This is a genomic window from Streptomyces sp. NPDC029296 (assembly GCF_055569255.1).
In genome coordinates, this window is record NZ_JBVHXT010000004.1 from 152541 (window position 1) to 171137 (window position 18597).

The 18597-nt window shown below is 74.4% G+C and carries 13 protein-coding genes; 2 read left to right on the forward strand and 11 right to left on the reverse strand.

The genetic code is table 11. From position 1 onward, the window contains the following. Positions 1-366 precede the first annotated feature (366 nt). Complete coding sequence (locus tag ACZ4W9_RS05125; protein WP_467933282.1) at positions 367-1227, forward strand: NADH oxidase; 861 nt, start codon at positions 367-369, stop codon at positions 1225-1227. Positions 1228-1284: 57 nt separating this feature from the next. Here ACZ4W9_RS05125 and ACZ4W9_RS05130 read toward each other — a convergent pair whose 3' ends face one another. The 4 genes from ACZ4W9_RS05130 to ACZ4W9_RS05145 all read right to left on the reverse strand — a co-directional run bounded on the left by ACZ4W9_RS05130 (position 1285) and on the right by ACZ4W9_RS05145 (position 5711). Beyond that, entirely contained in the window at positions 1285-1896 is a 612-nt protein-coding gene (locus ACZ4W9_RS05130; protein ID WP_467933283.1) for a response regulator transcription factor, read from the reverse strand. Between the two features lie 20 nt (positions 1897-1916). Further along, positions 1917-3041 carry a sensor histidine kinase gene (locus ACZ4W9_RS05135; protein ID WP_467933284.1) on the reverse strand — a complete coding sequence of 375 codons (1125 nt, stop codon included), beginning with the start codon at positions 3039-3041 and terminating at the stop codon, positions 1917-1919. Between the two features lie 214 nt (positions 3042-3255). Beyond that, complete coding sequence (locus ACZ4W9_RS05140; protein ID WP_467933286.1) at positions 3256-5544, reverse strand: TOMM precursor leader peptide-binding protein; 2289 nt, start codon at positions 5542-5544, stop codon at positions 3256-3258. After that, positions 5541-5711: a hypothetical protein gene (locus tag ACZ4W9_RS05145; RefSeq protein ID WP_467933287.1), complete on the reverse strand. Its 171-nt coding sequence runs from the start codon at positions 5709-5711 to the stop codon at positions 5541-5543. The genes ACZ4W9_RS05140 and ACZ4W9_RS05145 overlap by 4 nt, the downstream gene beginning before the upstream one ends. Before the next feature lie 626 nt (positions 5712-6337). Here ACZ4W9_RS05145 and ACZ4W9_RS05150 point away from each other — a divergent pair. Further along, positions 6338-7120 carry an AfsR/SARP family transcriptional regulator gene (locus ACZ4W9_RS05150; RefSeq protein WP_467933289.1) on the forward strand — a complete coding sequence of 261 codons (783 nt, stop codon included), beginning with the start codon at positions 6338-6340 and terminating at the stop codon, positions 7118-7120. 189 nt (positions 7121-7309) lie between these two features. On the opposite strand, the gene ACZ4W9_RS05155 is transcribed toward ACZ4W9_RS05150, so the two are convergent. From ACZ4W9_RS05155 to ACZ4W9_RS05185, 7 genes are all read right to left on the reverse strand, one after another. Beyond that, positions 7310-8158, reverse strand: coding sequence for a 4'-phosphopantetheinyl transferase family protein (locus ACZ4W9_RS05155; RefSeq protein ID WP_467933290.1), 849 nt, complete (start codon positions 8156-8158; stop codon positions 7310-7312). A 110-nt stretch (positions 8159-8268) separates the two neighbouring features. Continuing rightward, positions 8269-9270: a 2,3-diaminopropionate biosynthesis protein SbnB gene (gene sbnB, locus ACZ4W9_RS05160; RefSeq protein ID WP_467933291.1), complete on the reverse strand. Its 1002-nt coding sequence runs from the start codon at positions 9268-9270 to the stop codon at positions 8269-8271. A gap of 36 nt (positions 9271-9306) precedes the next feature. Beyond that, the gene (locus ACZ4W9_RS05165) at positions 9307-10635 is read right to left on the reverse strand and encodes an NAD(P)/FAD-dependent oxidoreductase (RefSeq protein WP_467933293.1); all 1329 of its coding nucleotides are present in this window, start codon (positions 10633-10635) and stop codon (positions 9307-9309) included. Then, entirely contained in the window at positions 10632-10898 is a 267-nt protein-coding gene (locus ACZ4W9_RS05170) for an acyl carrier protein (RefSeq protein WP_467933294.1), read from the reverse strand. Before ACZ4W9_RS05170 ends, ACZ4W9_RS05165 begins: the two co-directional genes overlap by 4 nt. After that, positions 10895-12382, reverse strand: coding sequence for an amino acid adenylation domain-containing protein (locus tag ACZ4W9_RS05175; RefSeq protein ID WP_467933295.1), 1488 nt, complete (start codon positions 12380-12382; stop codon positions 10895-10897). Before ACZ4W9_RS05175 ends, ACZ4W9_RS05170 begins: the two co-directional genes overlap by 4 nt. After that, on the reverse strand, positions 12379-13521 hold the full coding sequence (locus tag ACZ4W9_RS05180; RefSeq protein WP_467933296.1) for an acyl-CoA dehydrogenase family protein: 1143 nt from the start codon (positions 13519-13521) through the stop codon (positions 12379-12381). Before ACZ4W9_RS05180 ends, ACZ4W9_RS05175 begins: the two co-directional genes overlap by 4 nt. Further along, positions 13481-18502: an amino acid adenylation domain-containing protein gene (locus ACZ4W9_RS05185; RefSeq protein WP_467933298.1), complete on the reverse strand. Its 5022-nt coding sequence runs from the start codon at positions 18500-18502 to the stop codon at positions 13481-13483. The genes ACZ4W9_RS05180 and ACZ4W9_RS05185 overlap by 41 nt, the downstream gene beginning before the upstream one ends. Between the last annotated feature and the right edge of the window lie 95 nt (positions 18503-18597).

Below are 18597 nucleotides of genomic sequence, written 5' to 3' on the forward strand. Positions count from 1 at the left end.
CGGCGCGGGGACGGTACGCGCCCCTCGCCGGTCGTCGGGGGCCGGTGGGCGCCTTCGCCGGTCGTCGGGGTCGGTGCGCGCCGTCCCCGCGCCGGTCGTCGGAAGGTGGTGGGCGCCCCATCGGTCGTCGGGGGCCGGTGCGCGTCTCCCCTCGGTCGTCGGGGTCGGTGGGTGCCTCCGACGGTCGTCGGGGACGTCGCGGGGGCTGCGCGCCGGTCCTTCCGCCTGCGTCGCGCCCGCGTGAAATCTTCACGCGGAGGCTGTGACGGGCTAGGTGTCCGCCGCACCCGGTGCCGACCCACAATCAGGTGCCCGGTGAACGCGGCCGGGCGTTCCCGCGAGAAGGCGCCCACGAGGAGGTTTGTCATGCCGGACGAGGCCGGCGGGCCCACGGTCGACCTCTGGTCGCTCGCCGAGGACGTGATGGTCGAGCCCGGGGACCTCGAGGGCGAGCTGGTGCTCACCGGTCGCTGGGGCACCGAGCGGGTCACCGCGCCGCATCCGGTGGTCGCGGAGGCGCTGCGCCGCATGGAGCTGGGGCCGGTCCTGCTGGCCAACCTGGAACCCGGGGCGGGGGACGCGGCGGGGCAGGACGTCTGGTACTGCCTGCTGCTCCACCTGGAACGGCTCTCCCACCTGATCGTCCGCACGCTGGGCATCGACGACTTAGCCGGCCCGCTGTTGTCGGCCACGCCCGTGTCGCCGATCGCGCACTTCGCCCTCGCGAAGCTGCCCGGCCGGCGACCCGTGCGGCTGCCCAGCGGGGTCTCGCTCACCGTCGGCGGCGATGGCGTCACCGTGCAGTCGCCCGGTTCCTCGTACCGTGTGCTCGTCCACCGTCCCGAGGCCGTCTGGGTGCTGGGCCGGCTGGCCTGGCCGGTCACCCCGGACCAGGTCTCGGCCGCGCTCGCGCTGCCGGCCGGGGTGGCCGAGCGGATCATGGACTATCTCGCCGCGGCGGGCCTGACCGCCGAGGCGGAGGACGATCCGGCGCCTCTCCGCGTCCTCCCCGCGAGCGACCTTGAGTGCGGCCCCGGGGGCAGGACCGGGAACTCCGTCGGGGGCAACCTCCGGACCGGTTTCGGGGGCGACTTCGACGGCGACTTGAGGAGCGGCCTCGGGAGCGACCCGGGGGACGGCTTCCGGTGCCGCCTCGCGCGCGGCCCGGGGGACAGCCCCCGGAGCTCCGCCGAAGGCCATCTTGGGGGCGGTGCCGCGGCGTCGTGAGCGGCCGGGAGGGGGCCCGCGGGGACGCCGGGCCCCAAGGCCCGTACCACCCGCCCCCTACGGCAGCCAGCCCGCCTCGCGGGCGATGCGGATCGCGTCCACACGGTTGCGGGCGAGGAGCTTCGTCACCACCGTGGTGAGGTAGTTGCGCACGGTGCCGGACGCCAGATGCAGGCGGTCGGCGATCTCGCCGGCCTCCAGGCCCTCCGCGGCCAGTCGCAGCACCTCCGTCTCCCGCTCCGTCAGCGGGGTCTCCGCGGTGCCCCAGACGGACAGCGCGAGCTGCGGGTCGATGACCCGTTGTCCGGCGGCCACCCGGCGTACCGCGTTGGCGAGTTCGGGCGGCGGGGCGTCCTTGAGGAGGTAGCCGTTGACCTGGGCGCTGAGCGCGCGGCGCAGGGTGCCGGGCCGGCCGAGGCTGGTGAGGATCAGGGTCCGGCACTCGGGCAGCTTCTCCCTGAGGCGGGCGGCGGCGGTCAGGCCGTCGATGCCGGGCAGGTCGATGTCGATGATCGCCACATCGGGCCGGCAGGCGAGCGCGGCGTCCACGATCTCGTCACCGCGCTCCAGTTCGGCGACCACCTCCAGGTCGTCCTCCAGGTCGAGCAGCGCCACCAGCGCGCCGCGCACCATGTTCATGTCCTCTGCCAGCAGCAGGCGAATGGCCACCGACGGTTCTCCTCTCCGGCTCAGGCCGCCGGTTTTCTGGTCATCGGCACCGCGGTGTCGGCACCGGACCGGGGTCGTTCGGGAAAGGCCGGGGCCTCGGCGACGAGCCGGAAGGTGTCCTCCGGCCCCCGGTCGGTCGTCAGCTCGCCGGCAACCTCGCGCATCCTGGTGGCGAGGTTGCCGAGGCCGCTGCCGCTGTGCGCGGACGGATCCCGGTAGTCGGGGTCCACGCCGTTGTTCTCCACCCGCAGCCGCACCCGGCCCTCCTCCTGCACCGCCTCGATCACGCAGACGTCGGCCTTGGAGTGCCGCAGCAGGTTGGTGACCGCCTCGCGCAGTACGGCCGCGAGCACGGTGCTGACCTGCTGGCTCATCGTCCCCAGCCGCAGCGTGACGCGGATGTCCACCTCGGCGGCGGTCAACAGGCCCTCGGCGGTGGTGATCTCCTCCGCCAGGGACATGTCGCGCAGCCCGCTGGCGACCGTACGCACATCGGCCAGCGACTGCCGGGAGATGGCGAGCACATCGCGTATCTCCGCGAGGGCCCGCTGCGGATGCGCCGGGACGAGGCGGTGGATGAGTTCGCTCTTCAGGGTGATGGCGGAGAGGCTGTAGCCGAGCAGGTCGTGCAAGTCCCGCGCGAAGCGCAGCCGTTCCTTGGTGACGGCCATCCGCGCGAGCTGGCCCCGGGTGTCGTGCAGGACGTGCACCAGGTCGGCCAGCCGGGTCAGGCCGAACACGATCAGGCCGGTCAGCAGCGTGGACTGGCACAGATAGACGCTGTCCAGCACCGAGCGGCCCTCCAGCGCCGGCGGCAGCAGCATCGACAGGCCCACCGCGGCGTACAGCGGCCAGGCCAGGCGCGGTGGCAGCAGGAGCAGCAGCGAGCCGGCGAAGAACCCGGCCATGCCGCCCCATTCGGCCTGGAAGACGAGGATGGGAAGGTAGGTCAGAAGTGCCTGGACCCCCAGAGCGACTGCTTTTCGCCGCCAGGGGGCCCGATGCGCTTCCGGTCGCGAGTGTCTGAGTTGCAGCGCGAAGATCGAGGCCAGGCAGGCCAGGGCCACCAGGTTCATGCCGGTGCCGAGGCCCGCGCTGAGCACGTTGAGCATCGTGATGAGCAGGAAGCTGAGCAGGGCGGCCATGAGGATGACCCGGGCCAGGCGCGGCGCGGGCGCGTCGGGCGGCCCCGACTCCGGTGGTGCACCGGGTGGTTCGGGATCCTCCGCCGTTTCGACGGCAGAATGTGAAAAAGCGTTGTGTGGCGACATCGTCCTACCGGCCCCCTCCGCTAGCCCGCGGCCACGCGCACTGAGAGGGATAATAGGTGAAGGGAGTCGCCGGTCAGAAGTTACCGGGCTAAACGAACATCGGCACGGGATTCAAGTCGGCATAGCGAGTCGGTTCGGGCAGCATGCCGAGGGCGACCGGGACGTCGAAGAGCCGTCCGGGGGCGAAGCGCGGCCAGAAGTGGCGCATTCCGGGAACTATCACCTTCACCACGGGCAGTTGCAGGTCCGGGCGGGTCTGGTCGAGGACGAGCAGCTCCATGCCGCGCTCCCGGACCAGTTCGGTGACGGCCGTGACGTCGTCGCGCAGATCGGTCCGCGGCCGGTGGCCGCGACCGTGGGCCGGGGCCGGCCGGGCCGCCGGATCCGGCGCCAGATAGGGCTGGTTGGCGAGGGTGGCGGTGCGCCACCAGCGCACCGGGTCCGGGTCGGAGATGGCGTAACCGGTGCCGCCCGGGCCGGGGGCCACCGCGGGCAGCAGCTGCCCCATCTCGGTCAGCGCGCGCCGCAGCGCGATCCGCGGGTCGAAGTGCGCGCCGAAGCCGAACACGATGTCCTCGGTGGGCCCGTCGGTGCGCCGGGAGAACGCCGCCACCACCGGAATGCCGAAGTCCGAGGTGAGGTCGAGCGCCCACAGCGCGCGGCCGGCCCGCCGGCAGCCGGCGCGGATCCGCTCGACGTACGGTTCGTCCGCGCCGTCGAGGTCCACGGCGGGCCGGCGGAGCCGGTTGTACCACCACAGTGCCACGGCGTCCCGCTCCACCAGTTCCAGGAACCCCTGGAGCAGGGCGTCCTCGGGGCTGCTGCCGGCGGCGTTGCCGTTGGAGTCGGCGCACAGGCCGTCGGCGGCGGGCTCCTGGCCGAAGTAGAGCATGGACGTGGGCAGCAGCCGCTGGGTGCCGCCGGTCAGCGACCACACCGGCGTCCAGTCCGTCGGGCGGTCCTCGGCGAAGGGTTCGGGGACGTGGCTGAGCCAGGAGCCGGTGGCGTTCCACGCCCGCCGGTCGCGCAGCTGGCGGTCGGCGTAGAGCTGGCAGGCGCTCGGGTGTACGGCGGCCGGGCCGAGCGCGGCGTACGTGTCCCGCACCACCGGTTCGTCGCCGTGCCGGGTGCCGCTGTAGCGCTCCACGGCCTCGCACAGGGCGCTGGTCCTGGCCTCCGTCTCGGTGACGCCCTTGCCGCCGCTGAGCGTGCGCAGGCCGGCGCGCAGACCGGCCAGGGAGGCGGCGCCCATGGCCAGGTTCTGGCCGGACAGGAAGGACTCCACGAAGTCCGGGCAGTGCTTCGCCCGGCTGATCTCCTTGACGATGCCGGTGACCGGGTCGACCAGGTGGCCGTAGCGGTCGAGCATCTGGTGCGGGGTGAGCGCCCGGTGGCCGCCGGAGTCCTGGTCGGCCTTGGGCCGGGACACCGGGACGAACGGGGCGCGCACGCGCCGGGCGACGAGCCGCGGGTCGCCGCACACCGGGCACTGCGGCAGCCGGGCCACCGGGTGTGCGGCGGAGGCGAGCCGCAGGGTGTCCAGGATGTGTACGGCGCCCTGGCCGGGGTGCCGGATGCCGGCCAGCCACTTCGCGGTCTCCAGGGCGGCGAGCTGGGCCGCCGCCGACGCGCAGGCGGGCAGGCCGGCCGTCGGCCGGTCCGCGGGGCCGGCGAGCCCGAGATGGCGCTGGAGCGGCAGTTCCGAGCGGCGGTGGCCGCGGAGCCGGACGGCCAGGCAGGACCAGCAGGGCCCGGTGCCGGGCCGGAACACCGGCCCCACCCACGGGTCGGCGCCGCCGGTACGGGCCAGCAGCCACGGGGTGCCCTGGTCGCGGAGGGCGGCGTCGACGGCCGCGAGGGCCGGGTCGAGGTAGTCGTCGCAGAGGACGAGCGCGAAAGCGGCGTCCTCGCCGGCGCCGGCGACCCGGATGCCGGACTCCCGCAGCGCCGTGCGCAGCCGGGCGGGGTCGGTTCCGGGCAGGGCCACGAGCCGTACGAGGGCCCCGGCCACGTCGCGGGTGGCGCGCCCGCCGTCCAGTCCGGCGAGGTCCCAGTAGGCCTCGGCCGCGGTGGCGGACGGGTGCGCCGTGGCGGCGGGGGCGGTGTGCAGCCTGAGCAGGCCGGCGGCCTCCAGGGCGGCGAGCGCCGACCGGGCCGCGTCGGGGTCGAGGTCCGGGGCGGCGTCGCGGATCACCGTCTCCCGGTCCCGGGTGCCGTCCAGCAGAGGTGCCAGCACCTCGGCCGGCAGCCCCCGCAGTGCGGTGACCCCGCGCTGCGAGAGCAGATAGGCGGCTTCTCCGGGCACGACGGCGGCCCGCAGGTGACGCTTGAAGCCGAGGAGGCCGGCGGCGCCGCGGTGCGTCCCGGTGGCGGTCATGCGGCGGGACTCGCCGGCGCGGCCACGACGTTCGTGTACGTCACGGTGAACAGCGCGCCGCACTGTTCGGCCGGGACGTCCAGGTGTTCGATCACCAGCTGACCGGCCGGCGCGGCGGTGACGGGGGTGTGTCTCGTGGTGCCCTGGTGCGGGGTGTGCGGAGTCATCGCGATCGTTCCCTTCGCAGTGGGCTTGCCATGGGCTCGCTTGGTTACGGGAACGATTCTGCGAAGCGCGGGGGAGCGCACCCAGTGTGCGGATCACCAGCGGGGGGTGAACTTTTCACACGAGGCCGTCCCACGGCGTTCGGGGCGGACTCGGGACATCCCCCTGCGATGCCGACAGGGCGCCGCCGGCCTGCGGTGATCCGCCGGGGCGGGGGGGTCGTGGGGCACGGCACCGTGATTTCTTCATGATCCAGCACCTGATGAACACACACCGGCTCCGGTACGACGGCACTGGGCCGGGCCCGCACCGCGTGGCACTGTCGACTACACCGGGCTTCGGCCCGCCGATTCAGGTGAATCGACCCGGAGTTGCCATGGAGATCAGTGAACCGGGCCCGCTCGACGTGAGTCGGCCGGCGTCCGGATCCCCCCGACCGCGGCCGAACAGCGGCAGCTGCTCGTCCACCTCCCCCCACACGGCCAGCCACAGAAGCTGATCGGCACCTCGTTCGGTGACCCCGGGGGATGGTCGCCAAGGAGATCCTGACCCGCCAATCCGTAAGCAACGGGCAGGAGTTGTCGTCGTGTACGCACAGGGAGACACAGATGGGAGCTGACTCACGGTCATGCTAGAGTTCCGCGTTCTCGGGCCCGTCGGACTGTGGTCCGACGGGGTGGAGGCTCCACTGGGCGGTTGCAAGCAACGGACCATACTGGCCGCCCTCCTGCTCGCCGACGGCTGGGTCGTCTCGGACTCGGACCTCGGCGGGGTGCTGTGGGAACGGCGGCCTCCCGCCACGTATCAGGCACAGATCTACACCTACGCCTCGCGGCTGCGGGGTCATTTCCACGGCGATGCGACGATCACGCGGTGCGGCCGCGGGTACCGCATCGAGAGAGGGGGTGCCCGCTTCGATCTGGACGAGTTCTACAAGCTGGCCAAAGAGGGGCAGACGCTGATGCGTGCGGAGCGGATCGCCGAGGCGGCGGCCCGGTTCCGGGCGGCGCTCGACCTGTGGAGCGGCCCCACCCTCACGGGGGTGACGGACGCGCTGGTCGACAACGAGCGGTCCAGGATCGAGATGGCCCGGATGGAAGTGCTGGAGAGCCGGATCGACGCGGATCTCCGGCTGGGCCGGCAGCGGCAGCTGATCGGCGAACTCACGCAGCTGGTGGGAGCGCACCCATTGCGGGAGACGTTCCGGGCGAAGCTGATGATCGCCCTGCACCGCAGCGACCGGCAGGCCGAGGCCTTCGAGACGTTCCACGCGGGCTGCGGTCTGCTGCGGGAACAACTGGGGGTCGATCCGGGGCCGACCCTGCGCAGCGCCCACCAGACGATCCTGGCGGACGACTTCGCGCCGGCGCTGCCCGGCCGGGGCGATCTGGTGGCCGGTCCGACAGGGTGACGGGGGCTCCAGCTGGTGCGCAGTTCCACGGCACTGCGCACAAGCTGGAGAGCAGAGGAAAGGCGCGACGGCCCGGGCCCGGGCGGACGCCCGGCTGACCGCGGGGAAGGGAGGCCACCGGGGCGTCGGGGGTCCGGCCGCACCGACTTCCCGGTGGCGGGTCGCGTCGGGCCGTCAGGGGTCCGGCGGTCACGCCCGGCCGTCGGTGGCCCGGCCGGGCTGAGGCGTCGGCGCGGTCGGGGGCCGGAGGAGGACCGGGCCCGGGCGGGTGTGTTCGTGGGCCAGGGCCGCCGAGCGGCCCGGGCCCAGGAGGAGGTCCCGGACGGTCCACCTCGTGGGGCCGCCGGGTTCCTCGTGGTCGATGCGGAGCGGCCCGCGGCCGTGGGTGAGCGTGTTCACGGCGCGCAGGTCGGCGACGATGCCCACCCCGACGGCCTTGAGGACCGCTTCCTTGCGGGTCCAGGCACGGAGGAAGACCTCCTCGTACTCCCGCTCGTTCCCGGCCCCGCTCAGCACGTCGAGTTCCGCGTCCGACAGCGCGATCCGGGGCGCGTCCCCGAAGCCGCGCCCGGTGTGCTCCTCGATGTCGACGCCCACCTGCCCGCCCGCGGTGACGGCGAGCAGCCAGTACGGCCCGGAGTGCGACAGGCTGAAGTCCAGCCGGGTGCGGGGTGAGACGATCCTGGGCCGCCCGTGCGTGGGGTCGCCGCACCTCGGGCACCGGTGCCGGCCGAACCGGATCGCGGCCGGCGGGCCGCCCAGGTAGTGATCCGCGAGGATCCGGCGCACGGCCGCGTGCGCGCCCGCGTAGCGGCCGGCGAACGGCGCGCCGCGGCGCCGGAACGTGCGCAGTTCCGTGTCGTCCAGCAGGGCCGTGTCGGCCGGGTCGGGAAGGTCCGCGACCCGGCCGTGCCACACGTGGACGGCGTTGCTCCGGCCGAAGCGGCCGGTGCCGTCGCCCACCGACGGCGCGCGGCCCCGGGGGGCCGTCCGGTGGAGTGCCCGGCCGGGAGCGGCTGCGGGTGGGGTTCGGGGCATGACGTGCCTCTCTGCGAGGAGCCGGGCGGCGCCGGAACAGGGGAGGGCCAGGGCCGGCCGGGGGATGTGCCGGCCCTGGCCCTGCTTCGGTGGCGAGGGCTCCCGGCCGGTCAGGCGGGCAGGAAGCCCTCCACCCGTACGCCGAGCCCTCGGGCCCGGGCGGCGGTGAGGACGTGGTCGGCCAGGGCGATGTCGAGGACGCCGAGGCCGAACGGGGCGTAGACGACCGTCCGCCCCGGCTCGGGGCTGAACCCCTCCCCGCGGTCCTCGTCCAGGAGCAGCCGGCCGATGGTCGGGGCGATGAAGTCGCGGTGCCCCGCCGCCTGGACGGCGAGGTCGAGGGAGGTGCGCTCGCGCAGCGCGTGCTCGGTGTCGTCGACGATGTTGCACGCCCCGGCCAGCGACTCGGGCAGCAGGTCCCGCAGCGAGATGTGCAGCACGACCGTGCCCGGCTCCGCCGCCGCCAGGTCCAGGTGCGGTTCGACGGCCGAGGTGGCGATCGCGACGAGGCCGTGCGCGGCCAGCGCCTTCTCCGCGCTGTCGAGCACGAGCACCCGCGCCCCGGGCACCGCCTCGGCCGCCTGGGCGGCGAAGGCGGCGGCCCGCTCGGGCGAACTGTCGTACACCGCGAGCGAGGTGAGGTCCGGCAGTGCCGCGTGCACATGGCGCAGGATCTCCAGGTTGATCACCCCGCAGCCGATCAGCGACAGGCCGTCGGGGCGGTGGTCGCGGGTGAGCAGCTCCGCGGCGAGGGCCGCGCTCGCCGCGGTGCGCTTGGCGGAGATCAGCGACCCCTCGATGAGGGCCTCGGGGCGGCCCGTCTCCAGGGAGTTGAGGATGATCGCCGCGCTGGCCCGCTGGATCCCGCGCTCGATGTTGGCGGGGAAGGAGGCGATCCACTTCATGCCGGCGGCCGGCCGCTGCCCGCCCCGGTAGGCGGGCAGCCCGATGATGCGGTCCCGGGGCTGCCCGGGGAACCTCAGGAACGTCGAGTGCGGCACCGCGGTGTCGCCCTGCTCGTGCAGGCGGTAGGCGTCCGCGACGACCGACATGGTGTCGAGTTCGCAGCCGTCGAGGAGCCGCGCGACCTCGCTGTGTCGCAGGATGAGCATGACGGAATCATTTCCTTCCGGTGGGGGCGGTGCCGGTCAGCGGGTGGCCTTGAGGGTGCCCAGGTAGGGGTGCCACAGGTGGTCGGGGTTGGCCTCCACCGCGGCCACCGCCTCGCGCATGGCGACCAGGGCCTTCGGCTCCTCGTCGTCGTACACGTCGCCCTGGAGCATCTTCAGCACGTCCTTGCGGTACCGGGGGTCCTGGACGAACGCGGTGAACAGGACGTTGAGCCGGTAGTAGATGGAGATGAACTCGTACCAGTAGCGCACCGCCCTGCGGAGCTTGGTCTCGTAGGCGGCGAACCGGTCCTTGCCGTAGTCGCCGGCCGCGTGCGCCGCGATGATGTCCCGGGAGGCGATGCGGGCGCTGTTCAGGGCCACGCTGACCCCGCTGGAGAAGATCGGGTCCACGAAGCGGGCGGCGTCGCCGATCAGGACGTAGCGGTCGCCGGTGATCTCCTTGACCGAGTAGCTGTAGTCGCCCTCCGCCTTCAGGGGGCGGACCTGGCGGCAGCCCTTGAGCGCGTCGTGCAGCTCGGGGCGGCTGCCGACGAACTCCCAGAAGAACTCGTCGAGGTCGCCGCTGCCCTCCGAGAAGCGCTTCTTCTGGGTCACCACGCCGATGCTGGTGATCGTGTCGGTGATCGGGATCTGCCAGACCCAGGAGTCGTTGATCGGCAGGAAGTGCACGTAGATGTGCTCGGCCTGGGCCGCGGAGGTGGACAGCGCCTCCCGGTCCAGCCCCTCGAACCAGGCGTGCACGGCGTACTGGTCGAAGACCGGGTCGGGCACCTTGGTCTTCAGCTGCCGGCCCAGCATGGTCTGCCGGCCGGAGGCGTCCACGACCATCCCGACCGTGTAGTCCACCCGCTTGCCCGCGATCCGGGTGCGGACCACGACCTCCGGGTCGCCGAAGTCGACGCCGAGGACCCGGGCGCCGTTGAGGACGGTCGCGCCCTGCTCCTCGGCGTGCCGCAGCAGGATCGAGTCGAAGCGGGAGCGGTCCACGTGGTACGTGTAGTCGCGGTCCACCCCCTGCTGGTCACGCTCGACGAACTGGATGTCCGCGGTCCAGTCGTGCTGGAGGCCGCTGAAGCCCAGCCGGGGGATGTCGCGCGACTCCGCCGAGGTCCAGGAGGCGCCGTACTTGCGCGGGAAGCCGGCCTCGTCGATCTTGTCGAGGGCGCCGATCTCCAGCAGCACCGGTGTGGTGGCCGGCACCAGCGACTCGCCCACGTGCGGCCGGGGGAAGGTCTCGCTCTCGAAGACGATCACGGAGAGCCCGGCGCGTGCCAGGTAGGAGGCGGCGGTGGAGCCGGCGGGCCCGCCGCCGATCACGGCGATGTCGAAGTCGGTGGTGGTCATCGGACGGTCTCCTGCTCCAGCTCGCAGATCATGGTGGCGATCGAGGCGGCGTTCTTGAAGTTCTTCGCGTCGATCCGGACGGCGGGCACGGAGACGCCCCACTCGTTGAGGATGAAGGCCTGCAGCAGCGCGATCCGGAGCGAGTCGACGATGCCCCACTCCAGCAGCGGGGTGGTCGCGTCGATCTCGCGTCCCTCGTCGGACCAGAGGAACTCGGTCCTGATGAAGTCCAGTACGCGGGCGGTCACGGCGTCGATGTTCACGAGCGTCCTTTCGAAAGGGTCAGATGCCGCCGGACCAGCTCCGGGCGGTCGATCTTTCCGTTGCGGGTCCTGGGCAGGTCGGCGAGCAGATGGACGTGGTCGGCGATCATGTAGCTGGGCAGCCGCTCCGCCAGGTGCCGGCGCAGGGCCAGCGCGCCGGGCCGGGCGCCGGGCGCGGGGACGACGAACGCGACCAGCCGGGCGTCCATGCCCTCGCCGGCCACGACGACGGCCGCGTTCTCGACGTCGTCGTGGGCGTTGCAGGTGGTCTCGATCTCGCCGAGTTCGATGCGGTGGCCGCGGACCTTCACCGCGTGGTCGCGGCGGCCGACGTAGTCGAAGGAGCCGCCGGGCAGCACGGTGACGAGGTCGCCGGTGGCGTACTCGCCGGAACAGGGCGTCCTGCCCCAGTAACCGAGCATCACCGTCGGCCCGGTGACGATCAGTTCGCCCTGCTCGCCCGGCCCGGCGACGGTGCCGGCGTCGGTCCGGGCCCACACCTCGTCGCCGCTCGCGGCCCTGCCGATGGGCACCGGCCGGTCGCGCTCCAGGTCGGCCGGGACGACCTCGTGCCAGGTGCACACGTTGGTCTCGGTCGGGCCGTAGAGGTTGAGCAGGCGGGCGTCCGTCCACGCGGCCAGGCGGCGGACGTGGGCGACGGGGAACGGCTCCCCGGCGAACAGCACCGCCCGCAGTCCGGCGGGGGCGGGCCGGTCGAGCAGCCCGCCGCCGCGGATCATCAGGATGAGCGCGGAGGGCACCGAGTACCAGACCGTGATCCGCTCCCGGTGCAGGAACTCCACCAGTTCGCCGGGCGCGTAGGCCAGCGCGGCCGGGACCAGGCGGACCGAGGCGCCCGCCGAGAAGGCGGCGTACAGGTCCAGCACCGACAGGTCGAAGACGAGCGGCGCGTGGTTGGCGAAGCGGTCCTCGGGTCCCGCGCCGAGCAGTCCCACGGCCCAGTCGACGAAGGCCCGGGCGTTGCGGTGGCTGATGCTCACGCCCTTCGGCGTCCCGGTGGAGCCGGACGTGTAGAGGATGAAGGCCGGGTCGTCCGGCTTCACCTCCGTGTCGACCGGGGGCAGGGCCTCGTCGCCGGGCGTGCCGTCCTCCAGGTCGAGCGCCGTGACGCCGTCGAGCGCCGAGCGGACCTCCGCCAGCCGCGGTCCCGTCGCGCACACCACCCGGGCGCCCGAGTCGCGGGCCACGGTGGCGACCCTGGCGAGGGGGGCCGTGCCGTCCTGGGGGACGTAGACGGCGCCCAGGCGCAGCACCGCCTGCATCGCGACCACGACCGAGGGCGACTTGTCGCCCCACAGGACGACCCGGTCCCCGTGGCCCACCCCGGCCCCGGCGAGGAGGCGGGCGTAGGCGTTCGCCGCGCGGTCGAGCTCGCGGTAGCTCAGTTCCCGGTCCGGGCCCGCGAGGGCCGGCCGCTCCGGATGGCGCCGGGCGGACCGGATGACCAGCTCGTGCAGGTTCACAAGCCTCTCTCCCTCGCGATGACGCTCCGGTGGATCTCGGTGGTGCCGGAGAAGAGCGTGCTGGGCACGGCGTCACGCAACTGCTGCTCGATGCCGGTGGAGGCGAGGTAGCCGATGCCGCCGAAGACCTGGACCGCGTCCCGGGCGTTGGCGACGGCGGCCTCGGAGACCGCGACCTTGGCCAGCGACACGGCGCCCGCGTCGGCGGTGCCCTGGTCGGTGAGCCAGCAGGCCCGGTACAGCAGCAGCCGCGCCCCCTCCAGCCGCTCCGACATCACCGAGATCTTGTGCGAGACGGCCTGGAAGTCGGCCAGCCTGCGGCGGAACTGCTTGCGCGAGCGGACATGGGCGACGCACCGCTCCAGCTGGTACGTCATCACCCCCAGGTAGATCGCGAACAGGCAGGCCCGTTCCCAGCCCATGGAGTGCTGGAAGATCGCCCGGCCCTGGCCCTCCTCGCCCAGCAGATAGCGGGCGGGGACCCGGACCCCGTCGAAGGTGATCCGGCCGGCCGGGCAGCCGTGCAGGCCCATCTTCTCCAGCGGCGGGCCGACGCTCAGCCCGGGCAGCTCGCGCGGGACGGCGAACCCGCTGGTGCCGAGGAACCCGGCCTCGGGCTCGGTGACGGCGTAGGTGACGATCACATCGGACAGCGGGGCGTTGCTCGCGAACGACTTCACGCCGTCGATCACGTAGCAGTCGCCGTCGCGCCGGGCGGTCATCTCCAGCCGGGCGGTGTCGGAGCCCGCCCCGTCCTCGGTGATCGCGTTGGACGCGATCAGCGAGCCGGTGGCCAGGCCCTTCAGCAGTTCCTCGCGCACCTCGGCGCCGGCGAAGTCCCGTACCGGAACGGCGCAGGCCAGCAGATGGGCGGCGACCCCGAAGGCCAGCCCGGTGTCCAGGCAGCCCTGGCCGAACGCCTCCAGGCACAGCGCGGTGTCCAGGGCGCCGAGCCCGCCGCCCCCCGACTCCTCGGGCAGGCACAGCCCGGTGAGCCCGAGGGCCGCTGCCCTGGCCCAGTCCTCCCGGTCGAAATGGTCCGCCGGGTCCGTGCGCCGGCGCCCCGGCAGTTCCTCCCTGATCGCGGCCAGCAACCGGTCACGACGACGCTGCTGCTCGGTCGTCAAGGCGAAGTCCATTGACGTCCTCCTTTCCGTAGGCGTTGAGCTCGGCGTCGGACATCGCGTCGAGCTCGGAACGAACCAAGTCCTCGATCAGGGCCGCCAGTTCGGCGACGGTCGGGCCCTCGAAGACGGCCCGGATCGGCAGGTCCACGTCGAAGGCGTCCTGGAGCGCGGCCACCAGCCGGATGGCGAGGATCGAGTTGCCCCCGGCCCGGAAGAAGCCGGTGTGCGCGCCCACCGGGGCCGCGAGCAGATCGGTGAAGATCTCCGCGACCCGTTCCTCGACGATCCCGCGCGGCGGCACCGGTTCGTGCTCGCGGGGGGCGGGCGCGGGCAGCGCGGCCCGGTCGACCTTGCCGTTGGCGTTCAGCGGTATCGCGGCCAGCGCGGTGAACGCGGCGGGCCGCATGTACGCGGGCAGCCGGGCGGCGCACAGGTCCGCGAGCGACTGCGCGGAGGGCTCGGTGCCGTCGGGGACGTAGACGACGTGGAGCAGCCCGTCGTGCGCGGTGGCCACGGCCTGCCCCACCTGCGGGTGCTCGGCGACCACCGCGGCGATCTCGGAGAGCTCCACGCGGTAGCCGCGGATCTTGACCTGGGTGTCGGCGCGGCCGAGGAACTCCACCTCGCCGCCGTCCAGCACCCGGGCCAGGTCCCCGGTCCGGTACAGCCGGTCGCCCGGCGCCCCGTACGGATCGGGCACGAACCGCTCGGCGGTCTGCCCCGGCCTGCCGGTGTAGCCGCGGGCGACCCCCGCGCCGCCGACGCACAGTTCACCGACCGCGCCGATGGGGACCGGCCGGAGCCAGGAGTCCAGCACGTGCGTCCGTACGCCGGGCAGGGCGCGGCCGATCGGCACGGCGTCCCGGCCGGTGCCCGCCGTGACCGGATGGACGGTGGCGCCCACACAGGTCTCGGTCGGGCCGTACTCGTTGATCAGCCGGCCCGGTCCGAGGAGGGAGGCCCAGCGCTCGGCCAGGGCGGCCGGCAGCGCCTCGCCCGCGACGACGATCCGGGCCGCGAGGCCGGCGATCCGCTCCTCGGGCAGCCCGGACAGGATCTCCAGGTGGCCGGGCGTGAGCTTGAGGAAGGCCAGCGGGGCGGCGGCGACCAGACGGGCGCCCAGCTCGGTCAGGTCCAGGTCCTGCGGCAGCAGCGTGGTCGGCCGGCCGGCCAGCAGCCCCGCCCACAGGTTGGGGACACCGAGGTCGAAGGCGACCGAGGTGAACACCGCCGCGCCGCCCGGCGCCGCGAGCGCCAGCTCGTCCACCGCCCACCGCAGATGGCCCGCGAGAGCGGCGTGGGTGATCTCGACGCCCTTGGGCCTGCCCGTGGAACCGGAGGTGTAGACGACGTACGCCAGCCGCTCCGGGTCGGCCGGGCGGGCGGGCCGCGCGGAGGCCCCGGCGCCGTCCGGGTCCGGGGACACGGTGCGGACGCCCTCGAAGGCGGTGGGGGAGACCAGCAGGCCGGCCCCGGCGTCGGCCAGCATGTACCGGATCCGCTCGGCCGGGGTGCCCGGCTCGATCGGCAGATAGGCCGCGCCCGCCTTCCACACGCCGAGCAGGGAGGCGATCAGGCCGGCGCCGCGGTCGACCAGGACGCCGACGACCGTGTCCGCGCCCGCGCCGAGGTCCCGCAGCCGGTGGGCGACGCGGTTGGCCCGCCGGTCCAGCTCGGCGAAGGTGACCTCGCCGGCCTCGGTGCGCAGCGCGACCGCGTCGGGGGTGGCGTCGGCCTGCCGCTCGAAGAGGCCCGGGGCGTCGGTGGTGTACGCCGGGGCGGGGGTGCCGCTCCAGCGCAGCAGCGTCCCGCGCTCGGCGGCCGGGAGCAGGTCGAGGGCGTCCAGGCGGGTGCCCGGGTGCGCCGAGGCCTGCCCGAGCAGCAGGGCGAACTGGTCCGCCATGCGCTCGACGGTGTCCCGCTCGAACAGGGCGGTGGCGTACTCCAGGCCGCCGGACATGCCCCCGTCGGGGCGGCGGCGCAGATAGAGGGTGAGGTCGGTCTTGGCGATCCGGGAGACCTCGACCAGGGTCGCCAGGTCCGCCGCGTCGGCGGCCGAGCCGGTCAGCTCCTCGTCGTGGAGGTCGAAGGCGACCTGGTACAGCGGGGTGCGCGAGGAGTCCCGCTCGGGGGCGAGGTCGGCGACGAGCTGCTCGAAGGGCAGGTCCTGGTGGGCGAAGGCGGCCCGGCACGCGTCCCGGACCCGCTCGACGCCCGCGTCGAAGGACAGCCCGCCGGACAGGCCGAGGCGCAGGACCAGGCTGTTGAGGAAGAAGCCGACGACGCCCTCGGTCCCGGGCCGGTCGCGGCCGGCCACCGGGGTGCCGAGCACCACGTCCCACTGTCCGGTGCGGCGGGCGAGCAGCGCGGCGAAGCCGGTCAGCAGCGTCATGAACGGGGTGGCCCCGCGGCGACGGCCCAGCTCGGTGAGGGCCTCGGTGACCTCGGGCGACAGCTCCAGCGGCACCATCGCGCCCCTGCCGTCGCGCACCCGGGGCCGCGGGTGGTCGGACCTCGGCTCCAGCGGGGCCGCGCCCTCGAGGGCGGCACGCCAGTAGGCGAGTTCCCTCTCCACCGTCTCGGGGGTGATCCGCTCGCGCTGCCAGGCCGCGAAGTCGGCGTACTGGACCGGCAGGGCGGGCAGGTGCGGCTCGCGGCCCGCGCGCAGCGCGGACAGGATCGTGGTGAACTCGCGTGCGAGCACCGAGGAGGACCAGCCGTCGCAGATGATGTGGTGCACCGAGAGCACCAGCACCCGCCGGCCGCCGGGCGCGGGGTCGCGGGCCAGCAGGGCCCGGGCGAGCGGACCGCCCGCCAGGTCGAAGCCCCGGTCCAGCTCGCGGTCGAGCACGGCGGGCAGGTCCTCGGGACCGGCCTCGGCCGTGGTCAGTTCCAGCGGGACCGGCGGCCGGATCAGCTGCATCGGCTCCCCGCCCTGGACGGTGAACGCGGTGCGCAGCGCCTCGTGCCGCGCCACCAGCCGCTCCAGCGCGGCGGCGACCTGATCCTCGCCCGTGCCGTCCGGCACCGGCAGGAACAGCACGGACACCCACTCGCGGCTGCGCGGTTTCATCCGGTCCAGCACCCACAGCCGGCGCTGGCCGAAGGACAGGGGCAGCGGTCCGGTGCGGGGCAGCGGCACCGGGCCGCTCTCCGCGGCGCGGGCGCCGGGCGGGCGGGTCCCGCCGTCCGCCGGCACCGGGGCGTTGCGGCCGCCGGGGGCGTCGAGCGGGCGGGAGGGGGCGGCCGGCGGAGCCGGGACGTCCTCGTCGTGCGGACCGTCGAGCAGGCGGGCCTGGTCGGCGATCGTGGTCGCGGTCAGCAGGTCCGCGAGGGCCAGCTCGCGGCCGGTCGCCTTGCGCAGCCGGTTGACCAGCCGGGTGAACTGAAGAGACGTTCCGCCCAGTTGGTAGAAGTCGGTGTCCGGGTCGATGGCGTCGCCCTTGAACAGGTCGCGCCAGACGCGGGCCACCGTCTCCTCGGCCGCGGTCTCCCGCCGGCCGGCCGGCGCCGGGAGGACCGGCGCGGGCAGGGCCGCCCGGTCCAGCTTGCCGCTGGAGGTGGCCGGGAAGCGGTCGACCGCGATCAGCACCGACGGCACGTGGGTGCCCGGCAGCCGCTCGGCGAGATAGCCGCGCAGCCCGTCCGGCACCTTCGGCGCCCGGACGTAGGCGGCCAGGGCCGGTCCGCCGCCCGGCGCCTCGACCGGCACGACGGCCGCGCCGCCGACCCCGGGGTGGGCCTCCAGGGCGGCCTCGATCTCGCCCGGCTCGATCCGGACGCCGTCGACCTTGACCTGGCGGTCGATGCGGCCGAGGTACTCCAGGGCCCCGTCCGGGCGCACCCGGACCCGGTCGCCGGTGCGGTACAGCCGCGCCCCGGCCGGCCCGCAGGGGTCGGGCACGAACCGCTCGGCCGTCAGGTCGGCGCGGCCGAGGTAGCCGCGGGCGACCCCCACTCCGCCCGCGAACAGCTCGCCCTCGTCCGCCGGTTCGCCGTCCCCGTCCAGCACCAGCACGCGCATCCCGGTGATCGGCCGGCCGATCGGCACGGGCCCGGAGCGCTGTGCCGGGTCGAAGCGGTGGGCGGTGATGTCGACGGAGCACTCGGTCGGCCCGTAGGTGTTCCAGACCGTGACCCCGGCCGGGGCCAGCGCGAGGAACCGCCGGACCGCCTCGGCGTGCAGCGGCTCGCCGGCGCAGCACAGCACGCGCAGCGCGCCGCAGCGGTCCCAGCCGTCCTCCTCGGTCAGCGCGCGCAGCACGGACGGCACCACCTGGAGCACGCTCGCGCCGCTGTCGGCGACGGCCCTCAGCAGGGCCGCCGGGTCCCGCTCGGCGCCCTCCGGCGCGAGCACGACCGTGCCGCCGACGGCGAGCGGCGCGAAGATCTCCCAGCCGGCCGCGTCGAAGGTCACCGGGGTCTTCTGCAGCACCCGGTCCGAGGCGTCCAGGCCGAGCGAGTCGATCGCCCACCGGACGCGGTTGGCGAGGCCCGCGTGGTCGATCACCACGCCCTTCGGGCGGCCGGTCGAGCCCGAGGTGTGCATCACGTACGCGGCCGTGCCGGGCTCCGCGGTGACCCGCACGAACTCGTCGGCCGGGGCGGCGGCACCGACGGGCACCGGGGTGGCGCCGGCCGCGGCGACCCGGGCGTGCCCGGCGGGGTCGGTGACGACCAGGGTGAGCCCGGTCTGCCCGACCAGGGCGGACAGCCGGGCGGGCGGGTGGCCCGGGTCCAGGGGCAGGTAGGCGGCCCCCGCCCGCCAGACGGCGAGCAGGGTGACGACGAGGTCGGGGCCGCGCGGCAGCAGGACGCCGACCGGGCGGTCCGGTGCCGCGCCGTGGGCGACGAGGGCGTGGGCCAGGGCGTCGGCCCGGGCGTCCAGCTCGGCGTAGGTCAGCTGCCTGCCGGCCGCGGCCACCGCCGGCCGGTCCGGGGTCAGCGCGGTCTGCCGGGCCACCAGCTCGGGGACGGGCGTCGGGGCGGTCATGACAGGGTCTCCTTCGGATGTGCCGGGAGTCGGATGTGCCGGGAGTCGGATGTGCCGGGAGTCGGATGTGCCGGGAGTCGGATGTGCCGGGATGG